General features: G+C 70.1%; 14 protein-coding genes and 1 pseudogene. 7 read left to right on the top strand and 8 right to left on the bottom strand.

Translation table 11 applies throughout. From position 1 onward, the window contains the following. The 3 genes from ACFU8Q_RS30135 to ACFU8Q_RS30125 all read right to left on the bottom strand — a co-directional run. On the bottom strand, nucleotides 1-698 hold a 698-nt coding region (locus ACFU8Q_RS30135), incomplete at its 3' end, for a DUF6397 family protein (RefSeq protein WP_384459668.1). A gap of 99 nt (nucleotides 699-797) precedes the next feature. Then, nucleotides 798-1,211, bottom strand: a complete 414-nt coding sequence (locus ACFU8Q_RS30130) for a roadblock/LC7 domain-containing protein (protein ID WP_384459665.1) — start codon at nucleotides 1,209-1,211, stop codon at nucleotides 798-800. A 142-nt stretch (nucleotides 1,212-1,353) separates the two neighbouring features. Next, a complete protein-coding gene (locus ACFU8Q_RS30125) occupies nucleotides 1,354-1,980 on the bottom strand; it encodes an ATP/GTP-binding protein (RefSeq protein ID WP_384459662.1) in 627 nt (208 codons plus the stop codon). Nucleotides 1,981-2,398: 418 nt separating this feature from the next. Between ACFU8Q_RS30125 and ACFU8Q_RS30120 the strand changes: the two genes are divergently transcribed. The 4 genes from ACFU8Q_RS30120 (at nucleotide 2,399) to ACFU8Q_RS30105 (ending at nucleotide 6,934) form a co-directional block, all read left to right on the top strand. Further along, nucleotides 2,399-2,764: an ArsR/SmtB family transcription factor gene (locus tag ACFU8Q_RS30120; protein WP_384459659.1), complete on the top strand. Its 366-nt coding sequence runs from the start codon at nucleotides 2,399-2,401 to the stop codon at nucleotides 2,762-2,764. Next, on the top strand, nucleotides 2,757-5,468 hold the full coding sequence (gene mgtA, locus ACFU8Q_RS30115) for a magnesium-translocating P-type ATPase (RefSeq protein WP_384459656.1): 2,712 nt from the start codon (nucleotides 2,757-2,759) through the stop codon (nucleotides 5,466-5,468). The genes ACFU8Q_RS30120 and mgtA overlap by 8 nt, the downstream gene beginning before the upstream one ends. Next, nucleotides 5,465-6,013 (top strand): GNAT family N-acetyltransferase, encoded by a 549-nt coding sequence (locus tag ACFU8Q_RS30110; protein WP_384459653.1) that lies wholly within the window; start codon nucleotides 5,465-5,467, stop codon nucleotides 6,011-6,013. The genes mgtA and ACFU8Q_RS30110 overlap by 4 nt, the downstream gene beginning before the upstream one ends. 345 nt (nucleotides 6,014-6,358) lie before the next feature. Next, entirely contained in the window at nucleotides 6,359-6,934 is a 576-nt protein-coding gene (locus ACFU8Q_RS30105; RefSeq protein WP_384459650.1) for a TerD family protein, read from the top strand. A gap of 117 nt (nucleotides 6,935-7,051) precedes the next feature. Here ACFU8Q_RS30105 and ACFU8Q_RS30100 read toward each other — a convergent pair whose 3' ends face one another. The 4 genes from ACFU8Q_RS30100 to ACFU8Q_RS30085 all read right to left on the bottom strand — a co-directional run bounded on the left by ACFU8Q_RS30100 (nucleotide 7,052) and on the right by ACFU8Q_RS30085 (nucleotide 11,530). Beyond that, entirely contained in the window at nucleotides 7,052-7,486 is a 435-nt protein-coding gene (locus ACFU8Q_RS30100; protein ID WP_384459647.1) for a DUF742 domain-containing protein, read from the bottom strand. Between the two features lie 22 nt (nucleotides 7,487-7,508). Next, nucleotides 7,509-7,946 (bottom strand): roadblock/LC7 domain-containing protein, encoded by a 438-nt coding sequence (locus tag ACFU8Q_RS30095; protein ID WP_384459644.1) that lies wholly within the window; start codon nucleotides 7,944-7,946, stop codon nucleotides 7,509-7,511. Beyond that, the gene (locus ACFU8Q_RS30090) at nucleotides 7,943-10,513 is read right to left on the bottom strand and encodes a nitrate- and nitrite sensing domain-containing protein (RefSeq protein ID WP_384459641.1); all 2,571 of its coding nucleotides are present in this window, start codon (nucleotides 10,511-10,513) and stop codon (nucleotides 7,943-7,945) included. The genes ACFU8Q_RS30095 and ACFU8Q_RS30090 overlap by 4 nt, the downstream gene beginning before the upstream one ends. A 138-nt stretch (nucleotides 10,514-10,651) precedes the next feature. Then, nucleotides 10,652-11,530 carry an MHYT domain-containing protein gene (locus tag ACFU8Q_RS30085; protein WP_384459638.1) on the bottom strand — a complete coding sequence of 293 codons (879 nt, stop codon included), beginning with the start codon at nucleotides 11,528-11,530 and terminating at the stop codon, nucleotides 10,652-10,654. 171 nt (nucleotides 11,531-11,701) lie between these two features. Between ACFU8Q_RS30085 and ACFU8Q_RS30080 the strand changes: the two genes are divergently transcribed. Then, the gene (locus ACFU8Q_RS30080; RefSeq protein ID WP_384459635.1) at nucleotides 11,702-12,301 is read left to right on the top strand and encodes a class I SAM-dependent methyltransferase; all 600 of its coding nucleotides are present in this window, start codon (nucleotides 11,702-11,704) and stop codon (nucleotides 12,299-12,301) included. Between the two features lie 83 nt (nucleotides 12,302-12,384). Here ACFU8Q_RS30080 and ACFU8Q_RS30075 read toward each other — a convergent pair whose 3' ends face one another. Then, a complete protein-coding gene (locus ACFU8Q_RS30075; RefSeq protein ID WP_384459632.1) occupies nucleotides 12,385-13,287 on the bottom strand; it encodes an oxygenase MpaB family protein in 903 nt (300 codons plus the stop codon). A gap of 152 nt (nucleotides 13,288-13,439) precedes the next feature. Here ACFU8Q_RS30075 and ACFU8Q_RS30070 point away from each other — a divergent pair, with 152 nt between their 5' ends. Together ACFU8Q_RS30070 and ACFU8Q_RS30065 are read left to right on the top strand one after the other, a co-directional pair. Further along, nucleotides 13,440-13,748, top strand: coding sequence for a hypothetical protein (locus ACFU8Q_RS30070; protein WP_384459629.1), 309 nt, complete (start codon nucleotides 13,440-13,442; stop codon nucleotides 13,746-13,748). A 96-nt stretch (nucleotides 13,749-13,844) separates the two neighbouring features. Next, a pseudogene (locus tag ACFU8Q_RS30065) lies at nucleotides 13,845-14,336 on the top strand (hypothetical protein); the annotation flags it as partial.

Raw genomic sequence — 14,336 nt, 5'->3', positions numbered from 1 at the left:
TCGTCGGCCTGCATCATCCGCGCCATGGTCTCCCGCGCGGCGGGCGACGCCGTTGGCCCGTAGACCGGTTCGGAGCCGATCCTGGCGAGGTAGGCACGCTCGTACGGATCGTCGACCACCTCCGCCAACTGGACCGGGTCCAGTGCGCCCGCGAGCACTGCCGCGCGGGCCCAGGGGTCCTCCGTGCGGCTCAGCAGCCGTTCGATCCGGAGTGAGCGCCACTCATGGGCACGGTGATCGGCGCCTCCGTCAAGCCGGCCACGCACCCAGGCCGGGCTCTTCCCCACCAGGAGGTGAGGTTCCCGGGCGGCGAACCCTGCGAGCTCCTCGGCGAGATAGAGCCAGACCACCGCCCGGTACCGGTTGAGGTAGAACGTGACCGGCGGGAGGCAACCCGCGCGGGCCAGCTTCGTGAAACGGTCGGGACTGATCCCGAGCAGTCGGGCCCCTTCCGCCGTCCCAACCGTACGCACCCGCTCCCGCAGCACCTCCGGGAACCCGTCCTGCGCCCGCAGCCGGTCGACCTCCTCCCTGCGGACCCTCGCCCTTCCGCCACCACCTCGCCGCACCAGCACCCGGACCAGACCCACATGCGCGGCAATGGCGAACTCGGCGCGCTTCAGCTGGAGTTCCTGGGCTGCCGTGCCCACGGCCATCGTGCTCTCGGTATCCGTGCACTGAGATTCGGTGACAGTCATGATGCTCTCCCCCGTGAGGCTCGATTACTCTCTGTGAGCAGAGTAATCGGGGAGAGACACCGATCGTCCCGCCTGTGGACAACTCCCACGACCGCCCGGTCAGGGCTGGTTGGCGCCGTCACTACCCGCCTGTCGCGCGGCGACACCGAGGTGCTCCCCGACCCTGTTCACAAGCAACGTCATCTCGTACGCGACCTGGCCGACGTCGGCCTCGGCCTCGCTCAGCACACACAGACAACTGCCCTCACCCGCGGCCGTCACGAAGAGGAGTGCCTCGTCGAATTCCACCATGGTCTGCCGGGCCCTGCCGGCCCGGAAGTGGCGTCCCGATCCACGGGCGAGGCTGTGCAGCCCGGACGAGACCGCGGCGAGATGCTCCGCGTCCTCGCGCGCCAGCCCCGTACTCGCTCCGGTCACCAGTCCGTCGTTCGACAGCACCAACGCGTGCCGTATGTGCTCGACCCTGCCCGTGAGATCGTCAAGGAGCCAGTCAAGTCCCCTGTCCAGCGCCATATCCCCGTCCTCCCCGCTCATACGTTCCCCGTGCCCCACGTTTCGCGTAAGCCTTGCGTACGGGTCACGTACGGGCAAGCGGTAGTCCGTCATGTGGCTGGGTCCTGGCCCTGTGGCGTGCGAGGGAAGAGTGCCGGGAGGGTCAGCTCACCGAGTCGAGAAGCCGGGCCGTGTGCATCCGCCCGGCGTACTCGACCATGCGGATCAGGACTTCCTTGCCGGAGTCCCGGTCGCGCGCATCGCACAGGACGACGGGCGTGCCGAGGTCGAGATCGAGGGCGCGGGACACGTCGCGTTCACCATATGCGCGGGCGCCCGCGAAGCAATTGACCGCGACCACGAAGGGGATCCGTCGGTGCTCGAAGTAGTCGACAGCCGGGAAGCAGTCCTCCAGACGACGGGTGTCGGCGAGGACCACGGCCCCGAGGGCACCCTGGCACAGTTCGTCCCACAAGAACCAGAAACGATCCTGCCCCGGTGTGCCGAACAGGTAGAGCGAGAGGCCGGACCGGATGGTGATGCGTCCGAAATCCATGGCAACGGTGGTCGTGGTCTTCTGATCGACCCCGTCGGTGTCGTCGACATACTGTCCCGCTTCGCTGAGGAGTTCCTCGGTCCGCAGCGGCCGGATTTCGCTGACCGCGCCGACCAACGTCGTCTTCCCGACTCCGAAGCCTCCGGCGACCAATATCTTGAGCGCGAGAGCCTCGGTCCCCCCACCCTCCCCGGCCATCGTCCCGTGAGTGTTGTCAGCGTGCTCGGAAAGCATCGATCACTTCTCTCACCAGTGAGCCCCAAAACACCGAATGCGCAGGTCAGAGCTGTATTGAAGGGCTCGGATTCCGTGGACCGTCAGCATGATCACGTCGACATGAATACGTCGACGGCGACTAAGGCGACAGCATGGCAAACGAGCACCTGCCCCGGGGAATGGGATCGCATTTTTAGCGATGTGACCGTTTCCCGCTCACTCCCTGACCGGATGAGTCCGCAACCGGCTGAATCCAGCCACCTATACGTCTGTCCGGGCACGTCTACGGTTCCCGCGTTCCCGGTCGCGAGTGCGCGGGCCCGCGCACAAGGGTCGCGCGTCCCGGGGGCACGGGGCCTGCGGCCCCCAACCGCCCGGCGCCTACACTGGGTACTTCGGGTGCGGGAAGCAGCCCACGCGGACAGGGAGAGCTAGAGTGTCGACAGCTGCCGGCGGCGGTTTCGAGGATCCGCCCGCGGAGGTACTGGTGGAGGCGGCTGCCGCCTTCGGCCTGCTGGCGACGCCTGCGCGGCTGCACATCGTGTGGGCCCTGTCCCAGGGCGAGAGCGATGTCACCGGTCTCGCGGACCGGGTGGGCGGCACCCTTCCCTCGGTGAGCCAGCATCTGACCAAGCTGAAACTGGCCGGTCTCGTACGGTCACGGCGCGAAGGCCGCCGACAGGTGTACCTGGTCGACGACCCCGATGTGGTGACGGTGGTACGGCTGATGGTCGGCCAGCTCGCCGAACGCGCCGGACACACGCCCGAGCAGCCCGTACGCCTCCGTGGGCTCGGTGCCTGAGAGCAGTGCCGCCGCAGATCCCGGCAGCACCGCGCCCGACCGCTCGTCCGCCGTCGTCGTGCCGATAGCGGGCGCGGCGGCCGCTCGGAGCGCCTCCGCCGATGTCGCGCCACCCACGTCGCCGAGCGCCGCCCCGACCTCCTTGCAGGTTCTCCGTTCGCTGGACAGCGGGCCGCGGGGGCTGCTGGAGGGGCAGGCGGAGGAACGGCTGGCGCGGTTCGGCGAGAACACCCTGCCGGCCTGGCGTCCGGTGTCCTGGCCTCGCCGTTTCCTTCGCAGCCTGCGGGATCCTTTCACCTCGGTGCTCCTCTGTCTGGGCCTGGTCTCGGCAGCGGTGGCCTCGTGGGGCACAGCGTCGGTGACGCTGGTGCTCGTGGTCGTCAGCTGTCTCCTGCGTTCCGCGGAGGAGCATCGGGCCGACCGATCGACGGCTGCCCTGCGGGAGCTGGTGGCGACCACCGCGACCGTGCTGCGCCGGGCCGGCCCGGATGACGCGCCGCTGCCACGCGAGCTGCCGGTCGGGGAGCTGGTGCCGGGCGATGTGATCAGGCTCGGCCCGGGGGACCTCGTACCCGCCGATGTGCGGCTGCTGCGCGCGAGCGGCCTGACCGTGCATCAGTCGGCCCTCACCGGTGAGTCGGCGCCGGTCCCCAAACAACCCGTCGATACACCGGACCGATACCTCACGGCCGACGCCAGGCCCTCCGGCGGGGCCGGGCCGTTCGGGCGACCCGAGCTGTGTTTCCAGGGCAGCAGCGTGGCCTCCGGCAGCGGTACGGCGGTGGTGACCGCCACGGGTGCCGGCACCCGGTTCGCCGCCGCGTACGACGGTTCCGCTCGCCGCCGCAGCACGAGCGCCTTCGACCGTTCGGTGCAGGGGATCTCCTGGACGCTGATCCGGTTCATGCTGCTCACGCCGCCGCTGGTGCTGATGGCCAACGCGGCACTGCGCGGCCGCGGTCTGGAGACGCTGCCGTTCGCCGTCGCGGTGGCCGTCGGACTGACTCCGGAGATGCTGCCGGTGATCGTCACGACGGCGCTGGCCAGAGGCGCTTCGCTGCTCGCCCGCAACCGGGGCGTGATCGTCAAGCGGCTGCCCGCACTGCACGATCTCGGGGCGATCGATGTGCTGTGTCTGGACAAGACCGGAACACTCACCCAGGACCGGCCCGTCGTCGAACGGACGCTGAACGGAGCAGACCGGTCCGATCCGGAGGTGCTGCACTGGGCCGGGGTCAACGCCCTGTGGACGCTGCAGCTCGCCGATTTGCCCGCACCCGACGCACTCGACGAGGCGGTTCTGGACGCGGCCGAAGACCAGGGGGAGGAACTCTCCGCGTACGACGGCGTGGCCGCGGTGCCGTTCGATCCGGTGCGGCGCCTCGCCACCGCGGTCGTCCGCACCCCCGGCAGGCTCGGTACGCACACCCTCGTGACGAAGGGGGCGGTGGAAGCAGTGCTCGACCGGTGCGCCCTTGACGATGCCGAACGGGACCGGCTGAAGGCCCTGGCCGCGCGTGAGGCCGGGAACGGTCTGCGGCTGCTCGCGGTGGCGCGTACCGAACGGCCCGCCCGGCTCGGTCCTTACACGACGGCCGACGAACAGGGGCTGGCCTTCCTCGGCTTCGTCACCCTGCGGGACGCGCTCACCCCGAGCGCGGCGGAAGCGCTGGCCGTACTGGGGCACCGGGGCATCGCCGTGAAGGTCCTCAGCGGCGACGATCCGGGGACCGTCGCCCGCGCATGCCGGGATCTGGGCCTCGACCCGGGCGAGGTCCTCTCCGCGGAACGGATCGACGCGCTGTCGGACGCGCAACTCGCGCAGGCCGCCGACCGGGCCACGGTCTTCGCCCGCTGCACGCCCGAGCACAAGGCCCGGATCGTCGCCGCGCTGCGCGGCTTCGGGCACACCACCGGATTCCTCGGCGACGGTGTCAATGATCTGCCCGCGATGCACGCGGCCGATGTCGGCATCTGCCCGCGCAACGCGGTCGATGTGGCGCGGGAGACCGCCGATGTGGTGCTCGCGGAAAAAGATCTCGTGGCCATCGACCACGCGATCACGGCGGGCCGGCACTGCAGCGGGAACATCGCCACGTATCTGCGCATCACGCTCTCGTCGAACCTCGGCAACGTCATCGCGATGCTCGCCGCAGGGCTGATGCTGCCGTTCCTGCCGATGCTTCCGGCACAGGTCCTGGTGCAGAACCTGTGCTTCGACGTGGCACAGCTCGCCTTCGCCTTCGACCGGCCCGCACCCTCGGTGCTGCGGCGGCCCACGGTGCTGCGTCCGCGCGACTTCCTCCGCTTCATCACGGGCTTCGGTCTGCTGAACGCCACCGCCGACCTGGCGACGTTCGCCGTGCTGGCCTTCGCGCTGCACGGCTCGGCGACAGCGGGCGGGCAGGAGGCCTTCCACTCCGGATGGTTCACCGAGAACCTCCTCACCCAGGCTCTGGTGATGCTGCTGCTGCGTACCGGCCGTCGCACGGCCGAGGATCGCAGCGGTGGTCCGCTGCGCGCGGCCGCGTCGGGTCTTGCCGTGGTCGGGCTGCTGCTGCCGCTCACCCCACTCGGCCCGTTGCTCGGCATGAGCGCCCTGCCGCCGCTCTATTACCTATTGCTCGCCACAGTCCTGGCCCTGTACGCATACGGCCTGTGGGCCGCCCGTGCCCGCTACGAACGGAAGTGGAGGTACTCATGACCACCTCGCGCGTCGACCACCCGGCCGCAGGCTCGGGTGCGGGCATCGACGGCGGGCACGTGGTGCGTGCTCGCCGTGCCACGCTCGACGATGTGCCCGCGCTGGTGCGGTTGCGGGGGCTGATGCTGGCCGACATGGGGTTGGAGACGGGCGGTGCGGACGCCCCGTGGCGGGCGGTCTCGGCGCAGTGGTTCACCGAGCGGCTGCGTCATCCCGCCACGTTCGCCGCGTTCCTGGTCGACGAACCCGGGTTCGGCACGGTCGCCAGTGCGGTCGGGACCTGCGATGCGCATGCCCCCAGCCCGGCGGATCCGAGCGGACTGCAGGGGCGTGTCTTCAACGTCAGCACCGATCCCCGCCGGCGCCGCCGCGGGCATGCGCGTGTCTGCCTCGACGCCCTGCTCACCTGGTTCCGTGACGAGGCCGATGTCACGGTGGTCGATCTGAACGCCACGGCGGACGGCGCCGCTCTGTACGCGTCGTACGGCTTCGCGGCTCCCCGTCACCCCACGCTCCGGCTTGGGATGGTTCGGGCACCTCTCTGAGCGTCGCGGTGCCGTTTCCGGCGGGCGGTCGTATGGGCGGTCCGCAGGCGAGCGGTTCGGCTCGAAAAGGCTGCCGGTCACGGCCCGCGCCCTGGGCAAATCCATGTGGATCCTGAAGAGTGGGACGTAGGACATGAAAGAGACCGATGCGAGTCCTGGGACCGACCCGCACGCGTGAGACCCCGGCTCGCCGACGTGGAACACTCCTCGCAGCTTGTTACTTCAGGAATTGCGCAAGCAAGGGAACCACGGGCGCGGCAGCATCGTTGACCCGGGTGACGGCCGAAGAAGTGCTGATCACCGCATCATCGAATCGCTGGACCACTGGATCAATGGAGGAAGTTCATGGGTGTGACCCTGGCCAAGGGTGGCAACGTCTCCTTGTCGAAGGAAGCGCCCGGCCTGACCGCAGTGACGGTCGGCCTGGGCTGGGACGTACGGACGACGACTGGTGCGGATCACGACCTGGACGCGAGTGCGCTGCTGTGCTCGGACGCCGGCAAGGTCCTCTCCGACCTGCACTTCGTCTTCTACAACAACCTGACGAGCCCGGACGGTTCGGTCCAGCACACCGGTGACAACCTGACCGGTGAGGGCGAGGGCGACGACGAGTCCATCAACGTCGATCTGGTGGCTGTCCCAGCCGATGTCGCCAAGATTGTTTTTCCGGTCTCCATCCATGACGCGCAAAGCCGTGGGCAGAGCTTCGGCCAGGTCCGCAACGCGTTCATCCGCGTGGTGAACCGGGCGAACGGCGTCGAGCTGGCTCGCTACGACCTCAGCGAGGACGCCTCGACGGAGACCGCCATGGTCTTCGGCGAGCTGTACCGGCACGGCACGGAGTGGAAGTTCCGGGCGGTCGGCCAGGGTTACGCCTCGGGCCTGGCCGGTATCGCGTCCGACTACGGCGTCAATGTCTGACCCGGAGGAAGCGTACGGACGTTGAGCGCGGTCCGCTCTCCCCTCTCTCCGCCGGGTCGAGGAGAGCGGACCGTGTTTTCCGTCTACCGTGGGACCGGTCGCGTCGCAGGGGTGCCCCTACAGGGCCCGCAGGCCGTTGATCACCTCACGGAGGAGGTGTTCGTCCGGCAGCTGCGCGGGCGGTACGGGGCGGCTGACCCGCACATAGCCGGCTTCGAGCAGATCGCCGAGGAGTACGCGTACGACTCCGACCGGAAGGTCGGCGTCGGCGGAGAGTTCCGCGACGGACTGGGTTTCCGACCGGCAGAGCGTGAGCATGGCCCGGTGTTCCGGGCCGAGCAGGGATTCCTCGGAGCCGTCCGGCGGGTTGTCGTCGAGGGTGACGAGTGCGATCAGATCGAACCGCACACCGGCAGGGCCGGGTTCGGTCCGGCCGCCCGTCACCGCGTACGGGCGGACCAGCGGGCCGGCTTCGGCGTCGTACCACTGGCTGCTGGTGTGTGCGTGCGGGCCCGGGGTCAGCGGGGTGTCTCCAGGCCCCCCGTCGGTCATGGACACGGCCGTCTCCGCCCGCTCAGACGACGGTCGACGCGGGCGCGGCGAACCGCGGCGGGGTGCGCAGATGCTCTCCGACGCGTTTGACCAGCCGGGCCATCTCGTAGGCGACCAGCCCGATGTCGGCGAAGGCCGTGCTGAGTACCGCGAGACACGATCCGTCGCCCGCCGCGGCGACGAACAGGAAGCCCTCGTCCATCTCGACCATGGTTTGGCGTACGTTCCCGGCGCGGAAATGGCGTCCCGCACCCTTGGCCAGGCTGTGAAATCCGGAGGCCACCGCGGCGAGATGCTCGGCGTCCTCGCGGCTGAGGGCACTGGAGGCGCCCACCGCGAGGCCGTCGCCGGAGAGCACGACGGCGTGGCGGACGTCGCCGACCCGTGCCACCAGATCGTCCAGCAGCCAGTCGAGTTCACCCGAGGTGTGGCGTCCCCCGGTCCTCTCGTTCGCGATCATGCGTGGTCTCCTTCGCTGCGTGGACGGGGGTCGCTGGTGTCGGCGGTGGTGGTGCCGGGGCGGGAATCGGAAGTGCCGGGGACGGTGCCGCCGCCGCGCACCCAGCCGTTGCGGTAGGCGGTCATGCGGTCCCGGGCCTGCTCAGGGGTGCGCTCCGGGGGGCCGCCGTTGTCGTCGCCGCGTGGCGGCTCGTCGGGGCGGAGCTCCTCGCGGAGTTGCGGGACGAGGTTGGCCTGGCGCACCCGGCGCGGCAGGTTGCCCTCGTCGGACTGCGCGTCCGTCCGGGCCCCGGGCCCGTGCTCGGCCGTATTGCCCGGACGCCCGCGCAGCGAGGTGACCGCGGCAGCCTGCTCCGTACGGGATTCGAGCGCGGGTACGGGTACCGGCGCGGGAAAGGCGGTGGTCCGCGGTCGCACCGCGCGAGGACCGGATCCGGGTCCGAAAGGCGGACGGTCCCGGTCGTCCCGGCACTCGACCGAGGCGTTCCCCGGCACGGCCGGCTCCTCGGCCGCCGGGAGTGCGCTCTGCAGCAGTGACGTGGGGAGCAGAACCACGGCGGTCGTTCCGCCGTACGCGGAGGTGCGCAGCCGGACCTTGATGTGGTGCCGTACGGCGAGCCGGCTGACGACGAAGAGGCCGAGCCGGTCGCTGTCGAAGAGGTCGAGCGCCTCCGCCTGCTCGATGCGCCGGTTCGCCTCGCCGAGGAGTTCGTTGCCCATGCCCAGGCCGCGGTCCTCGATCTCCAGGGCGTAGCCATTGCCCACGGGCTCGCCGTTGACGCGCACTTTGGTGTGGGGCGGCGAGAACTGTGCGGCGTTCTCGATGAGTTCGGCGAGCAGATGGGTGAGGTCGGCGACGGCGGTGCCCTTCACCGCGGCGTCGGGCAGTTGCCGTACTTCCACCCGGGCGTAGTCCTCGATCTCGGAGACGGCGGCGCGTACGACGTTCGTCAGCGGTACGGGCATCCGCCAGGCCCGTCCCGGCGCCGCACCGGACAGAATGATGAGGCTCTCGGCGTGCCGTCGCATCCGGGTGGTGAGGTGGTCGAGCCGGAAGAGGTCGCTCAGCTCGTCCGGGTCGTCGGCCCTGCGCTCCATGCTGTCGAGGAGGTTGAGCTGACGGTGGACCAGTACCTGGCTGCGGCGGGCGAGGTTGACGAAGACCCCGGAGATGCCGTCGGCGAGTTCGGCTCGTTCGACGGCGGCACTGAGGGCTGCCCGGTGCACGGTGCCGAGTGCCTCGCCGACCTGGCCGATCTCGTCGTGGCTGGCCGGGCCCTGTGGGGCCTCGGCCGCGATGTCGAGTTCCTCGCCCGCCCGTAGCCGTCGCATGGCGCGGGGCAGTTTGCGTCGGGCGATCTCCAGGGCGCTGTTGCGGAGGCTGACCAGTTCGACGACGAGCGCGCGGCCGATGCGTACGGAGATCACCAGGGATGCGGCGACGGCGGCGCAGCCGAAGAGGACTGCGGCTCCGGACGGGCTGAGCAGTCCGCGGGCCAGCGGGTTCGCCCGGTCGGCGGCGCGTTGTCCGGCGGTGGTGTCGATGGTGCGCAGCTCCCTCCGCACGCGGGCCGCCGCTCGTTCCCAGTCGGTCACGGGCACCGCCTGTGCCGCCTGGCGTCCGGCGGGTGCGGCGAGCACCTTGTCCTCGGCGGACCGGAGCTGCCGGTACGCGTCCCCGGTGGCGAGCCTCTGCCAGGTGGCGCCCTCGGTGGCGGGGAGATCCGCACCGGCGGTCTCCGCGAGGGTCCTCCGGGTGGCCACCGCTTCGGTGAACAGGCGCAGTTGGCCGCCCTTGAGCGTTCCGGTGCGGGCGGCCGTGGCGAGCAGGGTGTCTTCGCGGGCCAGCATCTCGTCGGCGCGGGCGAGTTCGAGCAGGACGCGGGCGTCGGAGCCGAGTGCGTCGTCCTGGATTCCGGTGAGGGCGCCGGAGACGCCGAACGCTGCGGAGATGGCCTCGGTGTACCGCTCGTACACGGTGCGCTCGTCTCCCGCCCCGCTCGTGTCGGTGCGCAGTCGGTGGGTGAGGGCCAGGAACCGGTCGAGCCGGTCGGCGACGGCGGACGGGAGGTTGCCGGTGTCGGCGATGGTGTGGTCGCTGTCCAGGCGCAGTGCGGCGAGCGCGGTGTCGGTACGCCTGGCCTGCCGCTCCAGTGCGGCGGCCTGTGGGCTGCTGGGGGCGGCGGTCTGCAGCACGGCCGCCCGGCGCTCGCTCTGGAGTGCCGCGACGGCGCTGGATATCGGGGCCCGGACCTCGCCGTCGACCCGCTGCAACTGGCGCAGGCGTGCCACTTCCTGGGCGGTGGTGACCGTGGCGAAGCCCCACAGGGCGAGCAGCGAGACGACCGGCACCATCAGCAGCGAGATGATCTTGGCGCGTACCGTCCTGGGACGCAGCGTCCACCGCCCGCGTGGCGCGGATGGGTCGTGTGTCAGCAGCAGCTGTACGTCCTCGGCGCTCTCGTCGGCAGGCGGCCCCGCGTGAGCGCGGCGTCCACGCGTCGGCAGCGCGGTGGGCCGGACGGTGGCCGTCGCACCGGTTTCCAGGGTCGTGCGGGGTGGGCGCATGGCCTCCTCGTTCCGGGTGTGGAGCTGGGTGTGTCGCCGGCGCCGGGGCCGGTGTCGGTCGGCCGGGTGCACAGGCGCCGGGGCGTGGTGATGTCCGGCGCGGTGGTGGCACGCGTGACGAAGTCGGGCGCCGTGGTGTCAGGGCGTAGTGGCGGGCCATGTGTCGCGGTCGCTCGGTCCACCGCGTCGTGGCCGGGAGACGGGAACCCGCCCGGTGAATCCGTGTGGTCCGGCCTCGGTGGAGTCCGCCTCGGCGGGTCCTGCGGCGCGTTCGGCGTAGACGTAGGCGGCGCGTTCCCGGGCGGTCGGGGAGAGCGCGACGAACGCGGAGGTCAGAAAGAGGTACGAGCCGAGACCGACGGCCAGGGGGAAGATGAACTGCATGGTCGTGGCCCCGGCAAGGTCCCTGGCCGAGGGGGTGACCTGCACCGAGACTGCCAGCATTCCGGTGTAGTGCATACTGCTGACCGCCGCGCCCATGACGAGCGAGGCCAGTGCGACGGACCGGGTGGACTTGATGTTGAGCGCCGCCCAGAGCGCCGCCGTCGCGGCGACGACAGCGATGGCGACGGAGAGCGCGACGCGCAGCGGGTCGTAGTGGATCGTGCCGTGCAGGCGGAGCGCCGCCATTCCCAGGTAATGCATGCTGGCGACGCCGAGTCCGGTGGCGAATCCGCCGAGCAACAGCGACCTGGTCCGGTCGCGGCTGTAGCCGACGGCGAAGACTCCGCCGCCGACCACCACCATGGCGCCGAGCAGGCTGAGGAAGGTCAGCGCCACGTTGTAGCGGATGTCTGTGCCGCTCACGCCGAAACCGAGCATCGCGACGAAGTGCATCGTCCAGATGCCCGAGCCGATGGCGGATGCGGCTGTGATCAGCCAGTTGCGGCGCGAACGACCGGTCGTGTCGAGTGCCCGCACGGTGCAGCTCAGTCCGAGTGCGGCGCCGATGCATGCCATCGCGTACGACAGCGCAGGTGTCAGCCAGCCGAAGGTGGCGTGGTCCAGGTGTCCCATGGATCGAGGACGCTAGTCGCGGTGGGAGCGCGCGCCTGGGGCGCATTTCGAAAGCTGCTGAAATATGACAGAGAGATGTTCCCCAACGATCAAAGGGTGCTCGAACATGCACCCCATTTCCCGATGTTTCGCTCTGTTCCGCCCCCTCGGCAACTGCGCGATCATGTCCGTATGACCGATGATCACACACACGTCCAGAAGTTCTTCACGGCGCGTGCGGCAGACTGGGACACCAGGTTTCCCGACGACGGGCCTGCCTACGCCTCCGCCGTCGGCACACTCGGGCTGGGCCCCGGTGACGCGGTGCTCGACGCCGGCTGCGGTACGGGCCGGGCACTGCCCGCTCTGCGCGCGGCCGTGGGACCGCGGGGCACGGTACTGGGCATGGACCTCACGGCAGCGATGCTGGAGGCGGCGGTACGGGCGGGGCGAGACCACAGCGGAGCTCTGCTCCTCGCCGATGTCGCCCGCCTTCCCCTGCGGTCGCGGTCGCTCGACGTGGTGTTCGGGGCCGGGCTGATCTCCCATCTGTCCCATCCCGGACCGGACCTGGCGGAATTGGCGCGAGTGGTCCGGCCGGGAGGACTACTGGCCCTCTTCCACCCCATCGGGCGGGCCGCTCTGGCGGCGCGCCACGGCCGCCGGATCACGGACGACGATCTGCGCGCCGAGCACAACCTCCGTCCCCTGCTGGCGCGGTCGGGCTGGCGGCTCGATACCTACACCGACGAGGACGACCGATTCCTCGCCCTCTCCGTACGGACGCACTGACGGTCTTGCGCCCTGCCGCCCCGCTCACTTCCTGACCGATCGGCTGCCGGCTCGACCGCTCGCTCGACTCTTCGCTCGGCTCCTCATTCGACCGGGGCGTCGGGACGCCCGTGGTGCACTACCGGACAGCCGCGGAAGCCCGGGCTGGGGAACGTACCGAGCCCGGCCACGTCGTAGCCGTCCGGGTAGCCCTTGATCTCCGGATTCTGCCGGGCGTAGTGCGGGGTGGCACGTGGCGGCAGCAGTCGTGCGGCCCGTGCCCTCAGGCGCAGGGCGCCGTGAGTGAGGTTACGGGTAGCGGAGCCCGGGCGTTCGTACCGGAACGCCCGCAGCAGGGAATCGTCGAGAAGCGCGAGGGCCACGTGCCGCGCGACGGGCGCGAAGGGGCGTGGATACCAGGAGCTCATGAGGTCCAGCGTGGCATCGGAGACGCGGCGTCCCCCTTCGTCCCAGCCGAAGTGCTCGGCCTCGTAGCTGTCGAGGGTGCGCTCGAAATCCTCATACGTCTCCGGCAGGTCCTTGATGCCCATATGGGCGCCCAGGGTCCGGTAGTAGACGGCGCACGCCCGCACTTCGTGGTCGGACAGCCGGCGCCAGCCGTAGCTGTCGAGCCACCGCTTCGGGGTGACGACGAAGGTACACAGCACATAACGCATGTCGTCATTGCTGATGTCGTAGCTGCGGTGCATCTGATTGATCCGGCGGATCGCCGTGCGCCCCGGGGTGCTGTCGAAGCCGTGCTCGACGACCGTGTCGAGGAGTAGTGCGGTGTCGTCGTAGCGCTTCTGCGAACGGTCCGTCAGTTCGGTGGTTTCGGCGAGGAGTCGTCCGATGCTCGGGACGGCATAGGTTCGGTACAGGGCCAGTTCGAGAGCGCGGGTGATGTCCCAGGGGAATTCGTAGGTTGCCGTGATCCGATAGATACGGAGGAAGTCCCGCTCCGGATCGAGGCGCTGAATCTCCCTCAGCCGGTCGTACCGCTTCATCGCGCTGCCCCCTTGCCTCGGTCGGTGGTCCAACTCTACGTCGGCGGGGAACACCGTAGGTTGTACGAGCAAGCGCTGGACGAGCAGGTGACGTTCGACCAGATGTTGTTCGAGCACGCCGTGATTCACAGGTCCTCGGGAGGACGGTCTCCATGATCGATATATTCGGCAGTCTCCGGAAGGTTGTGTCACCGGACCGGAAGGGCGAACGGCCCACAGCCTCTCTCGATCAGGACCGGCGCAAGCAGCACAACCTGTTCGAGGCAGCCGCCACGTATGTCTCGGCATCCGTCGAGGAGGATCAGTCGCGGATCGACGAGGCGAGCGGCTGGGTGTCGCCCGAGGCGCTCTCCTTCGGCATCAATGAGCTGGCCTGCCGGGCCGTCATCGCGCTGGCCCGCGAGCGCGACGAGTCGCCGCAGACAGTGGCCCGTACGCTGCTCGGTCTGCCACTCGACTGAGGAGCGCCGTCCGCCCTGCCGCGGGCCCCGCGTCCTGCCGTGTCAGGGCCTCGACGAGTGGGTTACCGACTGGTTAAGGTGCGCCGACGGACAACCATGACGGACGAGGAGGGTGCCGTGACCGGCACGAGGGACGCAGTCGCGGACGACGACGCACTGTATGTGCTGACCGCGGTGCTGCTGACACCGGCACAGTTTCCGAGCGTGCTCGGCGACGACTACCCCGCCGCGTGCGCGGCGCTCGCCCTCGAACCGTACGCCGAAGGGTATGGACTGGTACTCGGCCAGGGCGGCGATGGTGCGCGGTGGACCGTCGTCGTCGAGGACGTGTCGCTGGTCGCGGTCGCCATCGCGGCCTGGGACTGCGGAATGGAGTACGACCTCTCCCCCGACGACCGTTCGGTGGTCTGCGCTCTGCCCGGCTGGCCTCTCGCGGTGAGGGTCGCCGCTCCGGGGCTGGCCGCCCCGCACGATCCGTTGTCGGACCCGGATGCCGACGGCGCCGATCCGGCGCCGCTGACACCTCCCGACACGGAGTCGTGGGGTCCGGCACAGCGGCGCATGGGCGCGGACGAGATAGCCCACCAG

This window comes from Streptomyces sp. NPDC057543, assembly GCF_042801895.1.
GTDB lineage: Bacteria > Actinomycetota > Actinomycetes > Streptomycetales > Streptomycetaceae > Streptomyces.
Note: the sequence above shows the minus strand (reverse complement) of the source record. Positions and strands in the feature narration are given on the sequence as shown.